General features: G+C 55.6%; 20 protein-coding genes. 7 read left to right on the forward strand and 13 right to left on the reverse strand.

Annotated elements, in window-relative coordinates; genetic code table 11:
• Positions 1-50 precede the first annotated feature (50 nt).
• The 6 genes from ABF463_RS04830 to ABF463_RS04855 form a co-directional block, all read right to left on the reverse strand.
• On the reverse strand, positions 51-1,466 hold the full coding sequence (locus tag ABF463_RS04830; RefSeq protein WP_415532428.1) for an aminopeptidase: 1,416 nt from the start codon (positions 1,464-1,466) through the stop codon (positions 51-53).
• 96 nt (positions 1,467-1,562) lie between these two features.
• Positions 1,563-2,138, reverse strand: coding sequence for a lytic transglycosylase domain-containing protein (locus ABF463_RS04835; RefSeq protein WP_415532429.1), 576 nt, complete (start codon positions 2,136-2,138; stop codon positions 1,563-1,565).
• Positions 2,123-2,752, reverse strand: coding sequence for a dephospho-CoA kinase (gene coaE, locus ABF463_RS04840; protein ID WP_415532430.1), 630 nt, complete (start codon positions 2,750-2,752; stop codon positions 2,123-2,125). Before coaE ends, ABF463_RS04835 begins: the two co-directional genes overlap by 16 nt.
• Before the next feature lie 12 nt (positions 2,753-2,764).
• Entirely contained in the window at positions 2,765-3,799 is a 1,035-nt protein-coding gene (locus ABF463_RS04845; protein ID WP_415532431.1) for an L-threonylcarbamoyladenylate synthase, read from the reverse strand.
• A gap of 13 nt (positions 3,800-3,812) precedes the next feature.
• The gene (prfA, locus tag ABF463_RS04850) at positions 3,813-4,883 is read right to left on the reverse strand and encodes a peptide chain release factor 1 (RefSeq protein ID WP_415532432.1); all 1,071 of its coding nucleotides are present in this window, start codon (positions 4,881-4,883) and stop codon (positions 3,813-3,815) included.
• A 39-nt stretch (positions 4,884-4,922) separates the two neighbouring features.
• Positions 4,923-5,108, reverse strand: coding sequence for a DUF951 domain-containing protein (locus tag ABF463_RS04855; protein ID WP_415532433.1), 186 nt, complete (start codon positions 5,106-5,108; stop codon positions 4,923-4,925).
• A gap of 206 nt (positions 5,109-5,314) precedes the next feature.
• Here ABF463_RS04855 and ABF463_RS04860 point away from each other — a divergent pair, with 206 nt between their 5' ends.
• On the forward strand, positions 5,315-5,692 hold the full coding sequence (locus tag ABF463_RS04860) for a hypothetical protein (RefSeq protein WP_415532434.1): 378 nt from the start codon (positions 5,315-5,317) through the stop codon (positions 5,690-5,692).
• 291 nt (positions 5,693-5,983) lie between these two features.
• Entirely contained in the window at positions 5,984-6,931 is a 948-nt protein-coding gene (locus tag ABF463_RS04865) for a S1 RNA-binding domain-containing protein (RefSeq protein WP_415532435.1), read from the forward strand.
• A gap of 142 nt (positions 6,932-7,073) precedes the next feature.
• Here the strand turns inward: ABF463_RS04865 and pduL are convergent, their stop codons facing one another.
• A complete protein-coding gene (pduL, locus tag ABF463_RS04870; protein ID WP_415532436.1) occupies positions 7,074-7,649 on the reverse strand; it encodes a phosphate propanoyltransferase in 576 nt (191 codons plus the stop codon).
• 138 nt (positions 7,650-7,787) lie between these two features.
• Positions 7,788-8,762 carry a phosphate acetyltransferase gene (gene pta, locus ABF463_RS04875; protein WP_415532437.1) on the reverse strand — a complete coding sequence of 325 codons (975 nt, stop codon included), beginning with the start codon at positions 8,760-8,762 and terminating at the stop codon, positions 7,788-7,790.
• A 161-nt stretch (positions 8,763-8,923) separates the two neighbouring features.
• Between pta and ABF463_RS04880 the strand changes: the two genes are divergently transcribed.
• Both ABF463_RS04880 and ABF463_RS04885 read left to right on the forward strand, forming a co-directional pair.
• The gene (locus tag ABF463_RS04880; RefSeq protein WP_415532438.1) at positions 8,924-9,502 is read left to right on the forward strand and encodes a uracil-DNA glycosylase; all 579 of its coding nucleotides are present in this window, start codon (positions 8,924-8,926) and stop codon (positions 9,500-9,502) included.
• Positions 9,503-9,580: 78 nt separating this feature from the next.
• Complete coding sequence (locus ABF463_RS04885; protein ID WP_415532439.1) at positions 9,581-10,672, forward strand: hypothetical protein; 1,092 nt, start codon at positions 9,581-9,583, stop codon at positions 10,670-10,672.
• Between the two features lie 170 nt (positions 10,673-10,842).
• On the opposite strand, the gene fba is transcribed toward ABF463_RS04885, so the two are convergent.
• Positions 10,843-11,709, reverse strand: a complete 867-nt coding sequence (fba, locus tag ABF463_RS04890; protein WP_415532440.1) for a class II fructose-1,6-bisphosphate aldolase — start codon at positions 11,707-11,709, stop codon at positions 10,843-10,845.
• A 251-nt stretch (positions 11,710-11,960) separates the two neighbouring features.
• Positions 11,961-12,911, reverse strand: coding sequence for an L-lactate dehydrogenase (locus ABF463_RS04895; RefSeq protein ID WP_415532441.1), 951 nt, complete (start codon positions 12,909-12,911; stop codon positions 11,961-11,963).
• Between the two features lie 277 nt (positions 12,912-13,188).
• Here ABF463_RS04895 and ABF463_RS04900 point away from each other — a divergent pair, with 277 nt between their 5' ends.
• The gene (locus ABF463_RS04900; protein WP_415532442.1) at positions 13,189-14,448 is read left to right on the forward strand and encodes an Nramp family divalent metal transporter; all 1,260 of its coding nucleotides are present in this window, start codon (positions 13,189-13,191) and stop codon (positions 14,446-14,448) included.
• Positions 14,449-14,558: 110 nt separating this feature from the next.
• Here the strand turns inward: ABF463_RS04900 and ABF463_RS04905 are convergent, their stop codons facing one another.
• Positions 14,559-14,936 (reverse strand): desulfoferrodoxin, encoded by a 378-nt coding sequence (locus ABF463_RS04905; RefSeq protein WP_415532443.1) that lies wholly within the window; start codon positions 14,934-14,936, stop codon positions 14,559-14,561.
• A gap of 211 nt (positions 14,937-15,147) precedes the next feature.
• Between ABF463_RS04905 and ABF463_RS04910 the strand changes: the two genes are divergently transcribed.
• Positions 15,148-15,744 (forward strand): TetR/AcrR family transcriptional regulator, encoded by a 597-nt coding sequence (locus ABF463_RS04910; RefSeq protein WP_415532444.1) that lies wholly within the window; start codon positions 15,148-15,150, stop codon positions 15,742-15,744.
• A 72-nt stretch (positions 15,745-15,816) separates the two neighbouring features.
• A complete protein-coding gene (locus ABF463_RS04915; RefSeq protein ID WP_415532445.1) occupies positions 15,817-16,605 on the forward strand; it encodes an EFR1 family ferrodoxin in 789 nt (262 codons plus the stop codon).
• A 90-nt stretch (positions 16,606-16,695) separates the two neighbouring features.
• Here ABF463_RS04915 and ABF463_RS04920 read toward each other — a convergent pair whose 3' ends face one another.
• On the reverse strand, positions 16,696-18,174 hold the full coding sequence (locus tag ABF463_RS04920; protein ID WP_415532446.1) for a glutamate synthase subunit beta: 1,479 nt from the start codon (positions 18,172-18,174) through the stop codon (positions 16,696-16,698).
• Between the two features lie 13 nt (positions 18,175-18,187).
• Positions 18,188-22,765, reverse strand: coding sequence for a glutamate synthase large subunit (gene gltB, locus ABF463_RS04925; protein ID WP_415532447.1), 4,578 nt, complete (start codon positions 22,763-22,765; stop codon positions 18,188-18,190).
• Between the last annotated feature and the right edge of the window lie 57 nt (positions 22,766-22,822).

Genomic DNA, 22,822 nt, shown 5'->3' on the forward strand with positions numbered 1-22,822 from the left:
ATTATAAATAATACGGGTTGTTTTGATATGACACGGAAAATCTGCTTAAATCACGCCTGCGCGTCTGCTTTGAAAAATGCCACGAACGCTTTATACGTTTCGTATACGTCGATTTTAGACACGAGTTCAAATGGGGCGTGCATGGACAGCACAGGTACCCCCACATCGATGACATCCACATTCAGGTCGCCGATATATTTGGCGACGGTGCCGCCGCCGCCCTCATCGACTTTGCCCAGTTCCGCCATATGCCAGATAATATCGTTGTTATCCAGCAGGCGGATGACCTCAGCAGTGAATTCTGCGGATGCATCGTTGGTGTCATATTTGCCGCCGTGTCCGGTGAATTTGGACAGAACCACACCGTGGTTGATAAAGCTGGCATTTTTCTTTTCCATCACTTCAGGATAAGTCGGGTCGAACGCCGCGTTCACATCGGCAGACAGGCATTTGGAAGCCGTCAGCACATCACGGCCATCCAGACCGTACGGCTTGGCAAGGTCGGCAATGAAATAGGCGAGGAAAGCCGATTGGAGGCCGGTGCTGCCTTCGCTGCCAATCTCCTCTTTGTCCGCCAGCACGCACACGCTGGTATAGGCCGGCAGATCCGTGTCCAGCAGGGCAGTGAAGGAGGTATAGGCGCAGACGCGGTCATCATGCCCGTACGAGCCAATCATGCTGCGGTCGAACCCGATGTCCGCCGCTTTAAACGCGGGTACCATTGCCAACTCCGCAGAGAGAAAATCGGCCTCGGTTACGCCGTATTTCTCGTTGAGCAGATGCAGGATGTTCAGTTTGACCAGGTCGCTTTCTTTGTCGTCCTTGAACGGGCGGCTGCCGATGATAACATTGAGCTTCTCCGCGTCAAACGCCGTCATCGGTTTCTTCATCTGTTCTTTGGCCAGATGGGGCAGCAGGTCGGTCACGCAGAAAAGGGGATCGCCGGCGTCCTCACCGATGCGCACATGCAGCACAGTCCCGTCCTTTTTCACCAGCACGCCGTGGAGGGCGAGCGGAATGGTCGTCCACTGGTATTTCTTGATACCGCCGTAATAGTGTGTTTTGAACAGTGCGATGTCGTTGTCTTCATAGAGCGGGCTTTGCTTGAGGTCGAGCCGCGGGGAATCAATGTGTGCGGCGGTCATACGCACACCTTCCGCCATGGGTTTGGTGCCGAAAACAGCAAAAATAGCGGCTTTGCCGCGGTTGACTGTGTAGACCTTGTCGCCGGGTTGGTACTGTTTTCCTTTTTCGAATGCGACAAACCCTTTGGTTTGCGCTGTGCGGACGGCATAGGTGACTGCTTCACGCTCCATTTTTGCTTCATCTAAAAAGCTTTTGTACGCTTCACAGTACGCGTCCGCCTGTTTAGTCTGCGCGGCAGTATAGGTCTTTGCTCCGTTCTTTTGTTCGTAGAACAAAGTGTCCTTTAATTTTTGGATTTCTGATTTTTCTTGTTCAGCCATATCGTTGCTCCCTTTTTTTGAATGGTTCAGTGGTACTATTATACGAGTAAACGGATAAAAAATCCAGACTGTGTTTTTATGGGAAAGCCGGCATCGTCAGGATGGATAAAGTTCATGGTACATGGCCTTGGTGGCCAGTACGCGCTTCACATAGGCACGGGTATCGGAAAAAGGAATGTGGTATAGCGTGCGCCCGTCATGGGAATAGCGCATATCCAACAGCCAGTTTTTTACCTGTGTGCGTCCCGCGTGATAAGCGGCAAGCGCCGTGTCTTCTCGCCCAAATTCGCGCACCAGTGCCGAGAGCACGACGGTGCCATAATGAATGTTGGTCTGCGGGTCGTAAAGCTGCTCTTTTGCCAGAAATTCTTCTTCAGGGGTTTTGCTCTGCGCCCACGTGAATGTGTCCGGCGTGAGTTGCATTAGTCCCAGCGCGCCGATGTTGGAGACTGCACGCGGATTAAAACCACTTTCCGTGCGGACCACGGCAAACACCAGATAAGGGTCCAGATTGCTCTGTGCCGCGTAAGTTCGTACATAGGCGGCATATTTTTGGGGATATGCCAGCTTCATATAGCGTTCTTTAAAAACAAACTGCCAGAGCAGCGCCGCACAGAGCACAAGTACCAACAGCGCCAGGACTGTGGAACGAATCCTCACTTTTCTGCGCATGACTGCCCCTCCGCATGGCTCTCTGACAGCAGACGTGCCGCCAGTTCATCTATCTCAGCCTGCAAGTCGGCGGTGTTCCCATTGTTTATCAGGATAAAATCAGCACGTGCAGTATAGAATGACATGGCAGGCTGTGCACGGATGCGTCGGAGTGCAAGGGATTTGTCCAGTCCATCGCGTTCCATAATACGGGAAAGGCGGATATCCTCATCTGCGGTGACCACCGCCACATAATCGCAGAATTGCTCCGCCCCGCTTTCAAACAACGTGGGCGCGTCCAGCACCGCGGCGGGAAAACTTTGTGCCGCGAACACGTCGAGTTCCGCGCGGATCTGTGCGAGAATCGGGGGATGGGAGAGTGCATTGAGCCGATTCAGTTTTTCGGGGTCAGAAAAAACAAGCGCCCCCAGCGCTTTGCGGTCAAGTGCACCGTCCGGGCACAGGACATCTGTGCCGAACGCATCCGCGATGGCGGCAACGCAAGGGGTGCCGGGTGCCATGACGTCATGTGCCACGCGGTCGGCATCCACCACTGCAAAGCCCTTTTCTGCCAGTGCGTGGGAAACCACTCCTTTGCCTGCGCCGGTTGGTCCGGTGAGACCCAGAATCACCATAGTATGGTCCTTTCAATAGAGCTTAATGACGGAAAAACCCGCCGCCCGCAGCAAGCGGTTATAGACCGCCAGCCCCATGTCGGTTTCTGCCGGGCAGCGCGCATAAACAACCTGTGCGCCTTGTTCATCCACTGCGCGCAGTGCGGCGAACAGTTCCCGCGCCTGCGCGGCAGAATCGTCAGCCTTGCCGTAAGTGACGCAGGGAAGTCCGATGCGCGTCTGCTCGCCGTCAAAGCAAAGGGCAAACGTGCCGTTCGCCGTGTGCGCACGGGTATAATCGATAAAAGTGTCCAACGTGCCTTTGAGGATGATCACTTTGGCTTTAGGCGCGTAATGCTTGTATTTCATTCCGGGTGAAGCAGCCTTCGCGTGGTCGGATAACCCTTCCAGTACGGCGGGGTCAATCTCCACCGCGCCCAGTACGGCTTTGAGCTGGGCGGGGGTTATGCCGCCGGGGCGGAGGATGTGCGGCACATTGCCGTGCAGTGCGACCACTGTGGATTCTACACCCACCGCGCAGGTTCCCGCATCCACTATGGCATCAATGCGTCCATCCAAATCAGCCAGCACATGGGCGGCGGTGGTAGGGCTGGGGCTGCCGGAGCGGTTGGCGGACGGTGCCGCCAATGGAATGCCAGCCGCCTCGATGACGGCCTGTGCCACCGGATGGGAGGGGCAACGGAAGCCCACCGTGGATAGTCCCGCCGACACGGCGGAGGCGAGCATTTCCCGCTTGGGCAGCACGATAGTGAGCGGGCCGGGCCAGAAAGCGTCGACCAGTTGATGCGCTGCGTCAGGAATTTCGGCGGCATAGCGGGGCAGCCAGTCGGGTGCGGCAAGATGTACGATGAGTGGATTGTCTTGCGGACGGCCCTTGGCAGCAAAAATGGCGCGGACGGCGTTTTCGTCCAACGCACTGCCGGCAAGGCCGTATACAGTCTCGGTGGGGATGGCTACCAGTTTGCCTGCCCGCAGCAGTTCGCCTGCCCGTGCGCAGACAGATGGGTCGGGGTGGGTCGGTTCGGTCTTCAAGTTTAGGGTCTGCATATCGATACGCCGTTTAAACGGCTTCACCGGCTTTCAGTTTTTCCGCCTGGTCGGCGGTGATGAGCGGGTCGATGACCTCGTCGAGCGCACCGGAGAGCACGGCGTCCAGCCGATAGATGGTCAGCCCGATGCGGTGGTCGGTCACGCGGCCCTGCGGGAAATTATAGGTGCGGATACGTTCACTGCGGTCGCCTGTACCCACTTGCGTGCGGCGGTCTGCGGCGATTTGTTCCGCCTGCGCGCTTTGCGCCCGGTCAAGCAGACGGGAGCGCAGAATTTTCATAGCGCGGTCACGGTTCTTATATTGGCTGCGTTCGTCCTGACATTCCACTACCAGTCCGGTGGGCAGATGGGTGATGCGGATGGCAGATTCGGTCTTGTTGATGTGCTGTCCACCCGCACCGCTGCTGCGGAATGTATCAATGCGCAGATCGTCGGGGGCGATGTCCACTTCTACGTCTTCCGCTTCCGGCAGCACTGCCACCGTGACGGTAGAGGTATGGATGCGCCCGCCCGCTTCAGTTTCGGGGACGCGCTGTACGCGGTGTACGCCGCTTTCAAATTTTAAGCGGCTGTAAGCGCCGTCGCCCTCCAGCATGAAGCTGATCTCCTTCATACCGCCGAGTTCGGTTTCGTTTTGGTTGAGCGTTTCGGTTTTCCAGCCGCGCCGCTCCGCGTACATGGTGTACATGCGGAACAGGTCGGCGGCAAACAGCGCCGCTTCTTCGCCGCCCGCGCCTGCGCGGATTTCAATGATGACATTTTTCTCATCATTGGGATTACGGGGCAAAAGCAGCAGCTGCAAATCCTTTTCAAAGCGTTCTTTTTCGGCGCGCGCGGCAGATAATGCCTCGTTGGCCAGCGTGTGCAGTTCCGCATCGCCGCTTTCAAGCAATTCCCGAGCTTCCGATTCATCGGCCAAAACGCGCTGATAGGCGCGGTAAGTTTCCACCAGCGGTGTGAGCTGTTTGTGCTCTTTCATCAGCTTGGCATATGCGTCGCGGTCTGTCAGCACGTCCGGCTGAGACAGACGTGCCGCAATTTCCGCATAGCGGCTGCAAGTATCTTCTAATTGTTCAAACATGTTTGCTTATTCCACCAAAATGCCGTGCGTGTGGAAACCTCATGACCCTGCGTGTTCCACCGCGCGGATGCTTTTTTCAATTTTTACGCGCGGCACCATGATCTCATGCCCGCATTGTGTGCAGCGCAGCTTAAAATCTACGCCGGTGCGCAGGATAAGAAAACGGTTGCCGCCGCAGGGATGTGGTTTTTTGAGAACAACAGTATCACCGACCCGCACATCCATTGCCTGTCCTCCGTTTTTGGGAGACCGCAGTGGGGTGGGCAAGCGCGCCACATCCATCAGCGGTTTCCTCGGTTTGCGCGTATTCATATTATAACATGGTTTTGTTGCGGCGGGCAAATATTTGCGTATGGACGGCGTGGGTCTGTCCATACTATGTCTAAGAGGATAAGTCGACGGAGGACAAGAAGCCATGAAGGAGAAACGCCATGTTTGTGTATGCGGTTTTTGATTCCAAGGATGCGGCGGAACTTGCCATGGAACATATCAGCCATGCCATTCCACACGCGCGGGTCCAACAATTTTCATCTGCAAAGCATCCCCCGCAAAAGAATGACCGGAACGACGTTTCGGGCGGCGAGGTGTTTGGAACGCCCGGAATGAGTACCGGGCAGGGCGCCTTTTTCTCACTTTACCCACCGTCCCTCAATAATGTGTGGGGCACACCAAATACGGCAGGGGAGCATCCCGATACCGAGACGTTAAATGGGGGGACTGCTCTGCGGGTGCAGGTGCCGGACAAGGATGCCGCAGACCGCGCCGCGGGTATCATGCGGCAGATGGGGGGCACCGGGGTGCGGACATAGCTTGCGTTTCAGTTTAAGTGGAGGACAAGGAAGAAGAACGTGTATCACCTGAAACGGGCGGGTCGTGGTATCATTGCAGGTCATCGGATATGTGGGGGGCTTTTTGCTCCCCGCATTATTTTTATGTTGTTTCACCGGATTTTGGATACAGGTTGAAACTGTTGCAATGTGCAATTGGGATAAAGCGCCGCCGGAAACATGCCCGCCAATATTTTGTTCCTGTTTGGCAAATATATTCTAGGCGTGCCGCATATAGATTGACAAGGACTGCAAAAAGAGGAGGTACATGGCATGGCTGACATCAAGCCTGAAGGATGGCTTCTGGACACCGTGGAAAACCGCGAGGCACTGCGCACGCCAAACGGGCTCATGCGGGCGAAAGAGGAAGACCGCATACTGGAGGCGCGCGCCCTTGTCTGTGACAGCGAGCATAACCTCATCGTCGACCTTGGCTGCATGAAAGGCATTATTCCAAGACAGGAAGGCGCGCTCGGGCTTGAGGACGGTACCACCCGGGACATTGCCGTGATTTCACGCGTGAACAAAGCGGTGTGTTTCAAAATACTCGACATCAAGCGCCAGCCGGACGGCAAGCAGATGGCTGTGCTGTCCCGCCGCACGGCGCAGCAGCAGGCGATGGCAGATTACATAAGTTGCCTGGCACAGGGAGACATCATCGACGTGCGGGTCACACATTTGGAGCCGTTTGGGGCATTTGTGGACATCGGGTGCGGTATTCCGTCGCTCATTCCGATCGATTTAATCTCTATTTCCCGCATTTCTCATCCGCGTGACCGGTTTCATGTGGGGCAGGACATCAAGGCTGTGGTCAAATCATTTGAGGAGAACCGGCGTGTTTGCCTTTCTCACAAGGAATTGCTCGGCACCTGGGAGGAAAATGCCGCCCGCTTTGCGCCCGGTGAAACAGTGGCGGGCATCGTGCGCTCGCAGGAGAGCTACGGTGTGTTTGTGGAGCTTTCTCCCAACCTCGCCGGACTGGCTGAACCGCGGGAAGATGTGCGCCCGGGGCAGAGCGCCAGCGTATTCATCAAAAACCTGATTCCCGAAAAGATGAAGGTTAAGCTCATTATCGTGGATGCGTTCGACGCCGCGTACAAGCCGGAGCCGCCCGACTATTTTATTTCCTCCGGCCATATCGACCGCTGGTTGTATTCACCGCCCGCGTGCGCCCGTGTAATTGAGACAGTCTTTAACGATGCGGATTGCATGGGCAATTAGTTTCGGAAAAGACCGCCTATGCATTAAATGGCCGATCTGTTCTTTCCGCATTCCCATAGGCAATGCCGGCAGCAAATATTTGCTGCCGGCATTGTGCTGCGCGTAGGTAGGATGAAATGCAGGAACGTAATTGGTTGGACTGTCAGAGCAGGATGTTGGCTTCCGTGGGACCGGTAAGCCCGGCAGCATTGGCTTCATCTACATCGATATGCATGACGGTGTGAAACGCGGCGCTGACGCGCACCAACACCTCGTCGAAAACCAGCGCGCGGGGGCCGTCCACCCGCACCGATACGGTCTGCCGGTCACGCAATAAAAAGCGTGTGGCATCCGCTGGTGAAAGATGGAGATGCCGTTTGGCGGCGATGGCCCCCTCTTTCAGGACCAGAGCGCCTTTCGGACCGATCAGTTTGATGCCGGCGCTTCCTTTGACATCGCCGGATGCCCGCACAGGCAAATCAATGCCGAGTACGCGCGCATCGCTCAACGATAGTTCCACTTGCGTGAACGCACGCGTCGGGCCTAGGATGGCAACACTGTCGAATGCGCCTTTGGGGCCTTCTACATGCAGTCGCTCCTCTGACAGAAACTGCCCGGGCTGCCCCAGCGCGCGTTTGAAGGCGAGGGTATAACCTTCGCCAAACAGATGTGCCAGGTCGGCGGCTGACAGATGTACATGCCGGGCGGATATTTCAATGGTTACCGGTTTGTTTGCCATGGTTTCGTTCACCTTGTTCTGCTACCGCTCTTTGCATCACGGCGGCGGGCAATGCCGCATCCGGTCGAAAACGGGGAGTGCGGACGATAAAATGGGATGTTGCACAAGTCTTGCCCGCAGACGGTATGTAAGCGGTGCTTATTTGAGCGCGGTCGTGATAATGGCCATTTTGTAAACTTCGTCGGCATTGCATCCGCGCGAAAGGTCGTTAATGGGGGCGTTGAGGCCTTGCAGGATGGGGCCGAATGCTTCAAAGCCGCCCAAACGCTGTGCAATTTTGTAGCCAATGTTCCCGGCGTTGATGTTCGGGAAAATAAAGGTGTTTGCCTGGCCTGCCACGTGGGAATCCGGCGCTTTGGTTTTGGCGACGACCGGAGAGAACGCTGCGTCGAACTGCAGCTCACCCTCCACCGGGAAATCAAGCTGCATGGCCTTGAGGCGATCGGCTGCTTTGCGTACCTTATCCACGGTTTCACCTTTGCCGGAGCCGAGCGTGCTGTAGGAAAGCAGCGCGACTTTCGGCTCGATGCCGAACAGTCTGGCAGTGCGTGCGGTCTCCAGCACGATTTCGACTAATTCATCCTCGCTGGGGTCCAAGTTGATGGCGCAGTCGGCCATTACATACAGCTCTTCGCCACGGTCGGTCGCGCGACGCATGATGAAGCAGCTGGAAACGATCTTACTGCCCGGTTTGCATTTGATGATTTGGAGCGCCGGACGCACGGTGTCGGCCGTGGAATAGGTTGCGCCGCCAAGCAGGCCGTCCGCGCCGCCCATCTTCACCAGCATGGTGCCGAAATAGTTGCCTTTTTTGAGTGCCTTGCGGCAGTCGTCGGCGGTCATCTTTCCTTTGCGGAGTTCTACCATTTTGGTGACCATCGCCTCAATGTCGGGATAGTCGAGCGGATTGACGATCTCGCACCCGTCGATGGGTTGCCCGGTTGCGGCCGCGATGGTTTTAATTTCATCGGCGTTGCCGAGCAGCACCGGTGTGAGGAGGCCGTGCCGATACAGGCGGCTGGCGGCCTCCAGAATGCGTGGGTCGGTTCCTTCGGTAAAGACCAGTTTGCGTTTCTCGCCGGATTTCAGCTGTTCGATCATGTTTTCAAACACGTTTGATTCCCTCCGTTATATAACGATACATTATTTTCAAAGCCACAGTAAAGTATAAACCAATTACCGCCATAAATCAATAAAAGCGGGAAAAGGCGGCGGCGGTGTGGTATAATCAAGTGGAAAGTAGCCGCCAGCGGGCGGAACAGGAGAGATGAAAAATGCCGGAAAGTTGGTACAACCTTGAGGCCACATGCAAATCCTGCACAGCCTGCGGGCTTGCCGCAGGGCGCACCCAAGTGGTATTCGGGGTGGGGAACCGCGAGACCGAGGTGCTGTTTATCGGCGAAGGACCGGGGCAGCAGGAGGACTTGAAAGGCGAGCCGTTTGTGGGGCGCGCAGGGCAGCTGCTGGATAAAATGCTGGTAGCGGTAGGGCTGGATCGCAGTAAAATCTATATCGCCAATATCGTCAAATGCCGCCCGCCGCAGAACCGCGACCCGTTGCCGGAAGAGCAGGAGGCCTGCCTGCCATGGCTGCGGGCACAGACCAAGCTGCTTGCACCGAAAATCATTGTCTGTGTGGGGCGCATTGCCGGCATGAAGCTGATGAAACCCGATTTGAAAATCACCAAAGAGCACGGGCAGTGGTTCCAGCGCGGCAATATCCTGATGATGGCGACGCTGCATCCCGCAGCGCTGTTGCGCAATCCGCACCAGAAGCCGGAAGCGTTCAAAGATTTTCTGGCACTGCGGGAGAAGATACGGGAGATCTGTACGCATACACCTATTGACGAATAAAAGAGCAGGCGCGGAACGCTTTTTCCCCTCCCGGCATAAGATGGCATGTTGTCATCTAAAAAACGGGAGGGGATTTTTGTGCAGAAAAGCGGAAGGGTTTCCCGGTTTTTCCGGCGTCCCGGTCTGTTGGCCGGAGACGCATCGCATACAGAGGGGCTTTATGACGTGCAGAACGGTTGGCGGGCGTATATCCTCGCGGGAGGAACATCGGGCATGAAGACGGCGCTGATGCAAAAGATTGGCGCGGCGCTGGAAAAGGCGGGGGAGGAACTGGAGACCATCTGCAACGCGTGTGATGCGGACTGCCTGGACGGTCTGCGTGTGTCCGGTCTGCGCGCCTGTGTGCTGGATGGTGTGCGCTTTGGCGGATATTCCCCCGCCTGCCCGGGCATTGGGGAGCATATGGTTGGCATGGACGATTGCCTGGATGTGGAAGTGCTGGCGCCGCACCGTGCGCAGGTACTGCTTTTCCATGCCAGGCAGCTTGCAGCAGAGGACCGCGCCAATCGTTTTTTGACGGCGGCGGGCAATCTGCTCACCGACAATACACGATTGGCGCTTGAATGCCTGGATTTGCAGAAAATGGATGGGAGTGCAGCGCGTCTGGCACACCGCCTGTTTCCACAGACTCACCGGAAGGGCGTAGAGACTGTATGCTCTCTTACGGCGGTGACGCCGGACGGCATCGAAAACTTCTGTGCACAGGCAGCGGCGCAATTTTCAAATGTATATATATTGGAAGATGAGTATGGCGTGGGCAAACTGCTGTTGAGCCGTCTGCGGGATGCGGCGCTGAAAGCCGGGCAAGACGTGGTATCCTGCCCGTGCGCGTTGTTTCCGCAGGACCGGCCGGAGCATCTGCTGGTGCCGGGACTTTCAGTGGCCTTTTTCACCTCCTGTCGCTTCCACCCGGTGGAGGGGTATCGCCATATACATATGCGTCGCTTCTTGAATCATGAAGCGCTCGGAAAGGGTCGCACGCGTGCGGCTTTCAATCGGAAAGCGGCGAAGGAACTCATCAAGCAGGCGTCCTTGCTGCTCGGGGAAGCGCGGGAGAGCCGCAACATGGTGGAGGAAATCTACAGCGCCGGGATTAAGGGGAATGTGCTGGATGCATTGGCGGAGCATATTGCCACGGAAATGCTTGATTCGGGTGCCGACCGGCTGTAGGTGCGGCGGGAACGGTATCTGTGCAGAGCGTGAATAAAAAACAAAAACCGCACGGCCTGAAGATGAGAACTGCATGACAGTTACAGCTTCAGACGGTGCGGTTTTTTAATGGGAAATCATTTTGTGCTTATAGGGAAAAGCTTTTGCACATAAATGTGGGATATGTCTGATTAGGCTTTGTCGTTGGAGCCGAAAAGCAGAATCTTTTCTTTGACTTTGGCACTGATGGCCGCCGCGCCCGGGGCAAGCAGTTTGCGGGGGTCAAAACCTTTGCCCTGCTGGTCTTTGCCGGCTTCAATGTATTTGCGGGTTGCTTCCGCAAACACCAGCTGGCACTCAGTGTTGACGTTGATTTTGGCAACGCCAAGCGAGATGGCTTTTTTGATCTGGTCGTCCGGGATGCCGGTGCCGCCGTGCAGCACGAGGGGCTTGTCGCCGACGGTCTCTTTGATCTTGGCAAGCACGTCGAAACGCAGGCCCTGCCAGTTGGCCGGATACACGCCGTGGATGTTGCCGATGCCGGCAGCAAGGATGTCCACGCCCAGATCGGCGACGCGTTTGCACTCGGCCGGGTCGGCTACTTCGCCGCCGCCGATTACGCCGTCTTCTTCGCCGCCGATGGCGCCGACTTCGGCTTCAATGGAAATGCCCAATTCATGTGCTTTGGCTACCAGCTCTTTGGTTTTGGCGACATTCTCGTCGATGGGATAATGGGAGCCATCAAACATGATGGAGGAGAAGCCTGCTTCGATACACTTGTAGGCACCTTCATAGGAGCCGTGGTCAAGGTGCAGGGCGACAGGCACGGTGATGCCAAGCTCATCAATCATGGCTTTGACCATGGCGGAAACCGTCTTGTAACCGGTCATATATTTGCCAGCGCCTTCCGAAACGCCGAGAATAACCGGCGATTTCGTTTCCTGCGCGGTGAGGAGAACGGATTTTGTCCACTCCAGATTGTTGATGTTGAACTGGCCGACGGCATATTTACCGGCAAGCGCTTTTGCGGTCATTTCTGCTGCGGAAACCAAAGACATAAAATTACCTCCAATATTTTAAATACACACACAAGCAAGGTGATTGTTACAACCCTGTCAATGTTTATTATAAGCGATATCGCTTAAAAATGGAAGTTTTTTTGTCAAAATTCAATGCACATGACCGATAATGCCCGTGTAGGTCTACCATTCTCATCAGCTGGAGATTTTTATTGGTGCAGAAAGAACAGAGCGGACGCGGGGCCCCGGCAGACCGCAGGGCTTGTGTTGCCCGCAGGCGATGTATGCCGTCAGATTTTCAGGCTGGAGACCACGCTTTCCAGTTTCGCGCAGGAGTCGCGGAACTGTTTTTGCTCTTCGGGCGAGAGCGAGAGGGTGATGATACGGCTTACCCCTTGCCGGCTGACGATAGACGGCACACCGGCGTATACATTCGGGCAGTCATATTCACCATCCAGCAGTGCGGAGACTGTGAGTACACTGTTTTCGTTGCCAAGAATGGCGCGGGAGACGCGCATCATTGCCATGCCGATGCCGTAGTAGGTCGCCTTTTTAGCCTCGATGATGCGGTAAGCGGCGGTTTTCACTTCCTCGCTGATGCGAATCATCCCGGCTTCATAATTTTCCCCATGGTTTTCCTGACAAAGTTCCATCACCGGTTTGGTGGCGACAAATGCCTGCGACCATGGCACGAATTCACTGTCACCGTGTTCCCCCATCACATAGGCGTGCACGTTACGGGGATCCACATGGAAATAGTCGCCAATGAGGTAACGCAGACGGGCGGTGTCCAGCGTGGTGCCGGTACCTACGATATGCCCTTTGGAAAAGCCCGAGAGTTTGAAGGTGATGTACGACATAATATCGACCGGGTTGGTCGCTATGAGGAACACACCCGAAAAACCAGATGCCGCCACTGGTTCCACAATAGACTTGAAAACGGCGGTGTTACGCTGCAGCAGGTCAAGCCGGGATTCCCCCGGTTTCTGTGCCACGCCCGCGCAAATGGCAACGATGTCGGCATCGGCGCAGTCTTCATAGGTGCCCGCGTAGATTTTCATATTGGTGTTGGAAAAAGCGAGCCCGTGGTTAAGGTCCATTGCTTCACCCTCGGCGCGCTGTTTGTTAATATCAATCAAGACCAGTTCGTCACACGCATGTTGGTTGAGCAGGGCATATGCAAAGCTCATGCCCACGAGCCCTGTGCCAACCAACACAATTTTGCGGTTTTCGGTGCACATAATAGAACGCTCCTTTTTATCGATCGAGGTGAGAGGAAGCGGACAATATCCCGCTCTGCCGGATGCATTTCCCACATGAACGTGGGTTTTTATAGTATTCGCATAGCCGGATAAATTATCCTACTTAATAATATACTGTTTTAGTAGTGTTTGTAAAGCGTTTTCTAAAAAAAGTGAAAGGCTGGAAAAAAACTGTTTTGCACCGTATAATAAAAGTGTAGGAATCTGCTTTAGCGGCAGCGTGTTTCCCACAAATCAGCAAAAGGCGGGTCCGTACATGAATTTTTTTCCGAAAAAGACCAAACAGGCGCACCACCCTCAGCACACAGCTTTGGATTTTATCAAATACATAGGGCCTGGGCTTATCGTAACGGTCGGGTTTATCGACCCAGGCAACTGGGCGTCCAACCTTTCGGCAGGCGCGGACTACGGGTATGTATTGCTCTGGATGGTTACGCTGTCCACCATTATGCTCATCCTGCTCCAGCACAACGCGGCGCATCTGGGCATTGCGACCGGCTTATGCTTGTCGGAGGCTACCGCAAAGTATGTTCGCCCGGTACCGCGCTGGCTTATTCTTGGCAGCGCGGTGGTGGCCAGTGTGTCCACAGCCATGGCGGAACTGCTGGGCGGCGCCATCGCATTGAATATGTTGTTCAAACTGCCGCTGCGAATCGGAGCGGTGGTCGTGTTGGCGGTGGATATCTGGATGCTGTTCTCCAACTCCTACCGTCACATTGAAAAATGGATTATTGGTTTTGTCTCAGTGATCGGCATCGCGTTTGTTCTGGAACTGACGCTGGTGCATGTGGATTGGCATACAGCGGCCGTCGCGTGGGTGCGCCCAGTCATTCCGCACGGCTCGCTGCCCATTATTATGAGTGTATTGGGCGCGGTGGTCATGCCGCACAATTTGTTTCTGCATTCGGAGATTATCCAGAGCCGGCAGTGGAATTTGGAAGACGACGTGGTCATCAAAAAACAGCTCAAATATGAATTTGCCGACACGCTGTTCTCCATGATTATCGGGTGGGGTATCAACAGCGCCATGATCATCGTAGCGGCGGCCACCTTTTTTACCCGCCATGTGCAGGTGGCGCAGCTTTCGCAGGCTGAGCAGATGCTCCGCCCGTTGCTTGGCGGCGGTGCGGCGATGATTTTTGCGGTCGCGCTGCTGTTGGCCGGTCTGTCCTCCAGCGTGACGGCGGGGATGGCGGGCGGCAGCATTTTTGCAGGCATTTTTGGAGAGCCGTATGATATCAAAGACAGTCATACCCGTGCGGGTGTGCTGCTCACTTTGCTCGCGGCGGTAGCGGTTATCTTCTTTATCCAGTCGCCGTTTGACGGACTTATTTATTCCCAAATGCTGCTGAGCGTGCAGCTGCCGATCACCATATTTGCACAAATTTATTTGACATCCTCTAAAAAAGTAATGGGCAAATACGCCAATTCTACGCTCGATAAAGTGTTGCTTTGGACGACTGGAATCGTGGTGACGGCGCTGAACATCGCGTTGCTGGTAACGACTGTGGCGTGAAACAACGCGCAGATTAAAAGGAAAACAAGGCGGCCGGCAACAGGAAAATTCCCGTTGCCAGCCGCCTTGTTTTTGTGAGAATGGGTGTGCCTTTCAGGTGTTCCTGTGTCTTAAAATTCTGCTTTCCAGAGTCCGTGCAGGTTGCAGTACGCATACGCTGTACCGGCTTTGCAGGCGACTGCAAAGGTCTTTTCAGGTGCGTCTCCGGGTTTGAGATACTTGATGACGACTTGGCCACCGGTGACGATGGCGATCCACTCGATGAAGTGTTCCTCCAGCATCGGATGCGCTACGGAACCGACCTTAACAGTCAGCGCGTCGCCGTCACGTGTGACGACCGGCACGTGTTTTTCCTGTGCCGCGTCGGTGGAGTTGGCAACCAGGTTGTCCATCTGTTCGCCGCAACAGACCAATGTACCGCCGCCGTTTTTCACCAAGGCGACAATGTTTCCACATTTAGAACAGCGATAAAATATGCTATTACTCATGTCGTGTTCACCCTTTCGGTATATCATCGTTTTTTATTGTTTATTGCATGTACCTCTTCAAGTATACCTAATCTGTAAAGTTTGTCAAGCGTATCAAAGAGATAAATATTGGATGTGACGTTTTTCTAAACAAGAGTAGAGAAGCAAAAGGCATTGACATTTATCAAACAATCATATAATATGTTTGAAGATTAGTTTAGTGGAGGTGCTCATGGACGCACAAAATAGAAAAGATGAAATATTGCGGGCGGCAAGCGACTGTTTTGCAAGATATGGATATGAGAAAACGACCTTGGATGATATCGGGAGGCTGGTGGGGCTGAACAAAGCATCGCTGTATCATTACTACAAAAACAAGGAAAATATCTACACCGAAGTCATTTATCAAGAGGCCCGCATCTATCTGCAGGGTGTGCTGATAAAAGTAAAAGGCACTTTTGGCTGCAAGGCAAAGGTTCTAATGTATTTAACCCAGCGCTTGGCGTTCATTAAAAATGCGCTCAATTTGAAGCAGCTGAGCATTGACAGTATGCAGAAAATTGCACCGGTGTTTCAGCTGATGTATGACCGGTTGATGGAAGAGGAGACACAGACGCTGGCCCATATTCTTCAGGAGAGCATAGAGAACGGCGAGGTGCGCGCGTGCGACACCTACCGCGTGGCAAAAAGCATCCTTACGGTGGCGGAAGCGATCCGCAGCCGGATCGACTGTACGTTGTCGGAGGAAGGCTCCTATGCCACCATACTGGATGAAGTGCGGTACACGGTTTCTTTGATTCTGGATGGGATCATCATGGCAGAAAAATAGCGATGTTTTGAAATCATTGCCTTTCCGTATCAAACATGGCAGGAGCTTGAACTGAAAACAGGGGAGTTATAAGTGGAAAACGTAATTTTTTATTTTACGGGAACAGGGAACAACTTGGCGGCAGCGCGGCAGATTGCCGAAGAGATAGGGGATACCGAGCTGATTTCCATTGCGGACGCGGTCAAAAAAGGGGCGATTGATCTGCCATATACCCGCGTCGGTCTGGTATTTCCGACGTATTTTACTTGTGTGCCGCCGATCGTGCGGCGGTTTATTGACCATCTGAACGTGCAGAACGTTCCCTATCTGTTTGCGGTCGTTTCATTTGCTGGGGCGTATGGCATGACGCTTGCGGAGTGCGAACAGGCCATTGCCGAAAGGGACGGTACGCTGCACGCGGGATTTTCTGTGCGCGAGCCGGGTAATTACATTAACAAATATGACGCGTCGCCGAGTGGATTGCAACGGTTAATATACAAAAGAGCAAAGAAAAAGCTACATAAAATTGCGACCGCTGTGCAAGCGAAAACGACCACGCCCATACCAAAGGGCAGTTGGCTGCTTCGCCAAATGGAAGCAAAAGACCGTGAAATTATCGCCGGGTTTGGAAAAATGGCGGCAGATTTCCATGCCAATGCAAACTGTACGGGCTGTGGCACTTGCGCCCGCATTTGTCCGTCGGACAATATTGAGATAACGGGTGGAAAACCAAGCTGGGGAAACGCGTGTGAACAGTGCATGGCGTGTATTCAGTGGTGTTCCCAGAAAGCCATCAATTACAAGGACATTACGGCGAAACGGACGCGCTATCATCACCCCGATGTCACCTGCGAGGATATGATGCCCTCTGCCGTTGAATAAAATAGATGCAATAGGCAGGACAACAAAAAGCAGGAAGCTCGTGCGTTGCGCACAAGCTTCCTGCTTTTGCTGCGTTTTATCGATAACCGTTTATTGATTTGTTAAATAATGATCGCAGGCCGCAGCCGCCGCGCGGCCCTCGTGGATACCCCAGACGACCAGACTCTGGCCTCTGCGGGCATCTCCGGCGGCAAAAATGCCCGGGATATTGGTTGCATAATCGGCCTCGGAGGCATTGACATTGCTGCGCGCGGTGCGCTCGATTCCAAGATCATCTAGCAAGGCCTGCTCTGGTCCGAGGAATCCCATGGCAATCAGCACAAGGTCGGCCTGCCAAGTCTTTTCGCTGCCGGAAACCGGTACGGGGGAGAACCGCCCGCTTTTGGCGTCCTTTTTCCACTCCACCTGAACAGTGTCCAGCGCGCGGATATGACCCGCATCATCAGTTTCGACTTTTGTGGTCATCACGCCATAGGTGCGCGGGTCGCCGCCGAAAACGGCAGCCGCTTCTTCCTGACCATAATCGGTGCGGAAGATTTTCGGCCATTCCGGCCACGGGTTGCCTGCGGTGCGGTCGGCGGATGGTTTAGGCATGATCTCAAACTGCACGATGCTCTTGCAGCCATGGCGTATAGAGGTGGCAACACAGTCGGTGCCGGTGTCGCCGCCGCCGATGACGATCACGTGCTTATCCTTGGCGGAAATATAGCTGCCGTCTTTAAGCTCGGAGTCGAGCAGGCTCTTGGTGTTGGCATGTAGGAAATCCACCGCGAAGTGAATGCCTTCTGCACCTTCACGCCCTTCGGCGGAGAGGTCGCGCGGCTTGGTCGCGCCGGTGCATAGCACCACTGCGTCAAAATCCGCAAGCAGGGACTGCGCATCGAGGTCTTTGCCCACTTCCACGCCGGTTTTGAAAGTTACGCCCTCGTCTTCCATCAGCTTGACACGACGTAACACCCGCTGTTTGTCGAGCTTCATGTTGGGGATGCCATACATCAGAAGGCCGCCCGGACGGTCAGCACGCTCAAAGACGGTAACACTGTGCCCTGCATAGTTGAGTTGGGCGGCACAGGCAAGACCGGACGGACCGGAACCAATTACCGCCACCTTTTTGCCGGTGCGCGTTTCAGGCGGCTGGGGCTTGATCCACCCCTGCTCGAACGCATAGTCGATAATTTCACATTCATCGGCCTTGATGGAAACTGCGGGGTCGATCAGCCCCAATGTGCAGGAACCCTCGCATGGGGCAGGACAGACGCGCCCCGTAAACTCGGGAAAGTTGTTGGTTTTGAGCAGCCGTTTGGCGGCCTCCTCCCACAACCCGCGATAGACCAGCTCATTCCATTCGGGGATGAGGTTGTTGATGGGGCAACCGGATGCCGCCCCGCCGATGAGCAGTCCCGAATGACAGAACGGGGTGCCGCAGTCCATGCAGCGCGCGGCCTGTACCTGCTGTTTCTCCGCTGAAAACGCGGTGTGGAACTCTTTCCAATCCTTAATGCGTTCCAGCGGCGGCCGATCGGGGGAAAGCGCCCGTGTATATTCTAAAAATCCAGTTGGTTTGGCCATGATGCACTCCCCCTTATTTGACGCCCGCTTTTGCGGGGGCCTTGAAATTGGCTTCAAAAGCCGCGAGCAACGCGTCGTCACCGGTCATGCCGTCTTCCTGTGCCTGTTTGATGGCAAGCAGGATGCGTTGGTAGTCGCGCGGCATGACGCGCACAAATTTGGCAAGTGCCGCGTCCCAATCGTCTAAGAGGACGTTGGCACGGGTGCTGCCCGTGTAAGCGGCATGTTTTTTCAGCATGGTGTGCAGGATATCCGCATCCTCGCCTTCCACCGGGCCAAGTTCCACCATTTCAGTGTTGCAGCGCACGGGGAAACTGCCGTCTTCGTCATAGACATAGGCTACGCCGCCGGACATGCCTGCCGCGAAGTTACGTCCGGTTTTGCCCAGCACGGCCACATGGCCGCCGGTCATATATTCGCACCCATGGTCACCTACTGCTTCTACCACGGCAGTGACGCCGCTGTTGCGTACACAGAAACGCTCGCCCGCCACGCCGCCAATGTAGGCTTCGCCGCTGGTTGCACCGTAGAATGCCACGTTGCCGATGATGATGTTGTCTTCCGGTATAAAAGTTGCGGCCGCAGGCTTGTGTACGATTATTTTTCCGCCGGAAAGTCCTTTGCCGATATAATCGTTCGCGTCGCCCTCCAAATCAAGCGTGACGCCATGCGGGGTGAATGCGCCGAAACTTAGTCCGGTGGTACCGTGCAGGTGCAGGGTGACGGTGTCATCCGGGAGTCCCTCGCCGCCGTGCGCTTTGGTAATTTCGCTGCCGAGGATGGTGCAGGCTGCGCGGTCAGTGTTGCGGATATCCACATCCGCCTCCACTTTTTCGCCATTTTGGATGGCGGGTGCGCAGATTGCCAGCAGCTTTTGCCGGTCGAGCGATTCATCCAGGCCGTGGTCCTGATTCATGGTATGATAAACGTCCACATCACCGTTCACCTTGGGGTGGAACAGGATGGCGTCAAAGTCAAGATTTTGGGTCTTCCAGTTGCCGCGGGTCTGATCGACCGTGAGCATGTCGGTGCGCCCGACCATTTCCTCAATGGTACGGAAACCGAGGGAGGCCATGACCTCGCGCAAATCTTCGGCGATGAAACGCATGAAGTTGACTACATGCTGCGGGTCGCCTTTGAATTTTGCGCGCAGGCGGGGGTTTTGGGTGGCGACGCCAACAGGGCAGGTATCCAGGTTGCACACGCGCATCATCACGCAGCCGAGCGTGACCAGCGGCGCGGTGGCAAATCCAAATTCCTCTGCACCGAGTAGCGCCGCAATCGCAACATCCCGCCCGGTCATCAGCTTGCCGTCAGCTTCCACCACCACACGGCTGCGCAGGTTGTTGAGTACCAGAGTCTGATGGGTCTCAGCAAGACCTAGCTCCCACGGCAAGCCTGCGTGGCGGGTGCTGGTGCGGGGCGATGCGCCGGTGCCGCCGTCATAACCGCTGATGAGGATGACGTCGGCCAGCGCCTTGGCAACACCCGCGGCCACCGTGCCCACGCCGGTCTCGGACACCAGTTTGACACTGATGCGCGCAGCAGGACTGGCGTTTTTGAGGTCGTGAATCAGCTCTTTCAGATCCTCGATGGAGTAGATGTCATGATGCGGGGGCGGGGAGATGAGCCCCACGCCCGGTGTGGAATGCCGCACCTTGGCAACCCATGGGTAGACCTTGCGGCCGGGCAGCTGTCCGCCCTCGCCGGGTTTTGCACCCTGTGCCATCTTGATCTGGATTTCCTGAGCGTGCACAAGATAGTCGCTGGTCACGCCGAAACGTCCCGACGCCACCTGTTTGATGGCGGAACAACGGGAATCGCCGTTTGCGTCCGGAATGAAACGCGCCGGGTCTTCGCCGCCCTCGCCGGTGTTGCTTTTGCCGCCGATGCGGTTCATGGCGATGGCCATGGCCTCGTGCGCTTCCTGGCTGATGGAGCCGAAGGACATCGCGCCGGTCTTAAAACGGGCACAGAGGGAGTCCACCGTTTCCACTTCATCCAGCGGCACCGGTTTGCCGGATTTGAACTTGAGCAAGCCGCGCAGGGTGCAAAGCTGCTCGGATGTGCTGTTGATGAGCGCAGTATATTCTTTGAATTTAGTAAAGTCACCGGAACGGCAGGCTTCCTGCAAAGTGTGGATGGTCACGGGATTGTAGAGATGGTATTCACCGTCGCGGCGATACTGATACTTTCCGCCGCTTTCCAGTCCATTGTCCGGTACGCCGCCGATGGGGAAACCGTCCGCATGGCGTGCCGCCGCTTCGACCGCAACACCGTTCAGACCAATCCCGCCGATGCGGGAGGGGGTGCCGGTGAAATAGTGGTCAATAAACGGTTTTTCCAACCCGAGCGCCTCAAAAATCTGTGCGCCCTGATAGCTCTGGATGGTGGAGATGCCCATCTTGGAAAGCACCTTGATAACGCCTTTGGTGATGCCCTTGAGGTATTTCGCCTGTGCCTCTTCCGCCGTTTTGCCGGTAAGGAAGCCGGTTTCCACCAGATGTGCAACCGATTCAAGAGCCAGGTATGGGTTGACGGCGGATACGCCGTAGCCGAGCAGCGTGGCAAAATGATGCACTTCGCGCGGCTCGCCCGATTCCAGCACAATACTCGTGTTGCAGCGCAGTTTTTCACGCACGAGGAAGTGGTGCAGGCCGGCAACAGCCAGCAATGCGGGAATCGCCGCGTGTTTCTTGTCCACGCCGCGGTCGCTGAGGATTAAGATGTTTACACCCTTTTGCACGGCGTCCTTTGCGACCTCAAACAAAGAGTCCATCGCTTTTTTCAAACCCGCGCCGCCTTCTGCCGCGTGGAACAGGATGGGAAGCGTGACCGCCCGTAGCCCGTTGACCGACAGTTCCCGCAGGGAGGCCAGCGTGGCGTTGTCGATGAATGGGGAATTGAGCTGCACCTGTCTGGCGCTTTCCGGCGTGGGGCGGAGCAGGTTGCCCTCCGAGCCGAGCAGCACCTTGGAGGAGGTGATGACCGCCTCGCGCAGCGCGTCGATCGGCGGATTTGTTACCTGTGCGAACAGTTGTTTGAAGTATTCATATAAAAGCTGGGGGCGTTCGGAAAGCACCGCCAGCGGAATATCGTTGCCCATGGCGCCCACGGGGTCGGCGCCGTCCCGCGCGAGCGGGGTGAGGATGGCGCGCAGGTCTTCATATGTGTAGCCGAACGCTTTTTGCAGCTGTTCGAGCGGAAATTTCAGTGCCTGTGGGGCCGCGTTTGCTTTTGGCAGCGCAGTCTGGCGGACAAGGTTTTGTTCCAGAATCTCCGCATAGGGTTTTTCGTGTGCGGCTTCCTCTTTAATTTCCTCGTTGGTGAGGATGCGGCCCTGCTTGGTGTCGATAAGCAGCATCCGGCCGGGATGCAGGCGTTCTTTCTTGACCACCTTTTCGGGCGGGATGTCCAGCACGCCGGTTTCAGAGGAAAGCACGATGAGATCATCGGTGGTTACCGTATAACGCGCCGGACGCAGGCCGTTTCGGTCAAGCACCGCACCTACTCGCACGCCGTCGGTGAAGCCCATGGCAACCGGACCGTCCCATGGTTCCATCAGACAGCTCTGGTATTCATAGAACGCCTTTCTCTCGGCGCTCATGCTCTCATGCCCGTCCCATGGCTCAGGAATCATCAACATCATGATGCGGTGCAGCGGCATTCCCGTCATGTGCAGAAACTCGACGGTGTTGTCGAACATCGCGGAGTCACTGCCATCGGGGTTAATCACCGGCAGCACTTTTGGCAGCGCAGCGCCGAACGCATCCGATTTCAACATCGATTCACGTGCGTTCATGAAGTTGACATTGCCGCAGAGCGTGTTGATTTCACCGTTATGAATGAGGTAACGATTGGGGTGCGCACGGTTCCAGCTGGGGAATGTGTTGGTGCTGTAGCGCGAATGGACAAGCGCAATGGCGGTCTCTATCGCGTCGTCGTGCAGGTCGGGGTAAAATGCGCCCACCTGTTCGGGTGTGAGCATCCCTTTATAAACGATGGTTTGTGCCGAAAAGCTGGCTACATAGAAGCCTTGTCCGGGATAAGCGGATGCGACGTCTTTTTCCAGGCGGCGGCGGGCGATGTAGAGCGCCCGCTCCAATGCTGCGCCCGCGGCAATCTTGCCGCGCGCTACGAAGACCTGCCGAATGAACGGCATACTTGCCACGGCAGTCTCGCCGAGAGAAGAAGGGTCGACCGGCACGTCGCGCCAGCCAAGCAGCTCAAGTCCCTCGTCCGCCGTAATCGCTTTGAAGCGTTCTGCGATGCCTTTTTGCGTTTCTACGTCACGCGGCAGGAAAAACATGCCCACGCCGTAATCACCCGCTGCCGGCAGGCCAAAGCCTGTGCAGACTTTCTGAAAGAACGCGTGCGGGATTTGAAGCAAAACGCCTGCGCCGTCACCGGAGTTCGGTTCGCTGCCTACCCCGCCGCGATGGGCGAGGTTGCACAGCACGGTAAGCGACTGGCGGAGCAGTTCGTTGGATTTCTTTCCTTTTATATTGGCTAAGAGGCCAATGCCGCAGGCGTCATGCTCAAAGGCGGGGTCATACAGTCCCTGCTTTTGGGTATTGATGATAGTTTTCATGTAACTTGCATCCCTCATTTACAAACTGCGCCGCCCTGTGTGGGGACGAACGTCTAT

It is taken from the genome of Ethanoligenens sp. (assembly GCF_047718355.1).
Taxonomy (GTDB): Bacteria; Bacillota; Clostridia; order Oscillospirales; family Ethanoligenentaceae; genus Ethanoligenens.

Coding starts and splice junctions, on each gene's coding strand:
- ABF463_RS04830 (WP_415532428.1), bottom strand. CDS start 1,466: ATGGCTGAACAAGAAAAATCAGAAATCCAAAAATTAAAGGACACTTTG.
- ABF463_RS04835 (WP_415532429.1), bottom strand. CDS start 2,138: ATGCGCAGAAAAGTGAGGATTCGTTCCACAGTCCTGGCGCTGTTGGTA.
- coaE (WP_415532430.1), bottom strand. CDS start 2,752: ATGGTGATTCTGGGTCTCACCGGACCAACCGGCGCAGGCAAAGGAGTG.
- ABF463_RS04845 (WP_415532431.1), bottom strand. CDS start 3,799: ATGCAGACCCTAAACTTGAAGACCGAACCGACCCACCCCGACCCATCT.
- prfA (WP_415532432.1), bottom strand. CDS start 4,883: ATGTTTGAACAATTAGAAGATACTTGCAGCCGCTATGCGGAAATTGCG.
- ABF463_RS04855 (WP_415532433.1), bottom strand. CDS start 5,108: ATGGATGTGCGGGTCGGTGATACTGTTGTTCTCAAAAAACCACATCCC.
- ABF463_RS04860 (WP_415532434.1), top strand. CDS start 5,315: ATGTTTGTGTATGCGGTTTTTGATTCCAAGGATGCGGCGGAACTTGCC.
- ABF463_RS04865 (WP_415532435.1), top strand. CDS start 5,984: ATGGCTGACATCAAGCCTGAAGGATGGCTTCTGGACACCGTGGAAAAC.
- pduL (WP_415532436.1), bottom strand. CDS start 7,649: ATGGCAAACAAACCGGTAACCATTGAAATATCCGCCCGGCATGTACAT.
- ABF463_RS04880 (WP_415532438.1), top strand. CDS start 8,924: ATGCCGGAAAGTTGGTACAACCTTGAGGCCACATGCAAATCCTGCACA.
- fba (WP_415532440.1), bottom strand. CDS start 11,709: ATGTCTTTGGTTTCCGCAGCAGAAATGACCGCAAAAGCGCTTGCCGGT.
- ABF463_RS04895 (WP_415532441.1), bottom strand. CDS start 12,911: ATGTGCACCGAAAACCGCAAAATTGTGTTGGTTGGCACAGGGCTCGTG.
- ABF463_RS04900 (WP_415532442.1), top strand. CDS start 13,189: ATGAATTTTTTTCCGAAAAAGACCAAACAGGCGCACCACCCTCAGCAC.
- ABF463_RS04905 (WP_415532443.1), bottom strand. CDS start 14,936: ATGAGTAATAGCATATTTTATCGCTGTTCTAAATGTGGAAACATTGTC.
- ABF463_RS04910 (WP_415532444.1), top strand. CDS start 15,148: ATGGACGCACAAAATAGAAAAGATGAAATATTGCGGGCGGCAAGCGAC.
- ABF463_RS04920 (WP_415532446.1), bottom strand. CDS start 18,174: ATGGCCAAACCAACTGGATTTTTAGAATATACACGGGCGCTTTCCCCC.
- gltB (WP_415532447.1), bottom strand. CDS start 22,765: ATGAAAACTATCATCAATACCCAAAAGCAGGGACTGTATGACCCCGCC.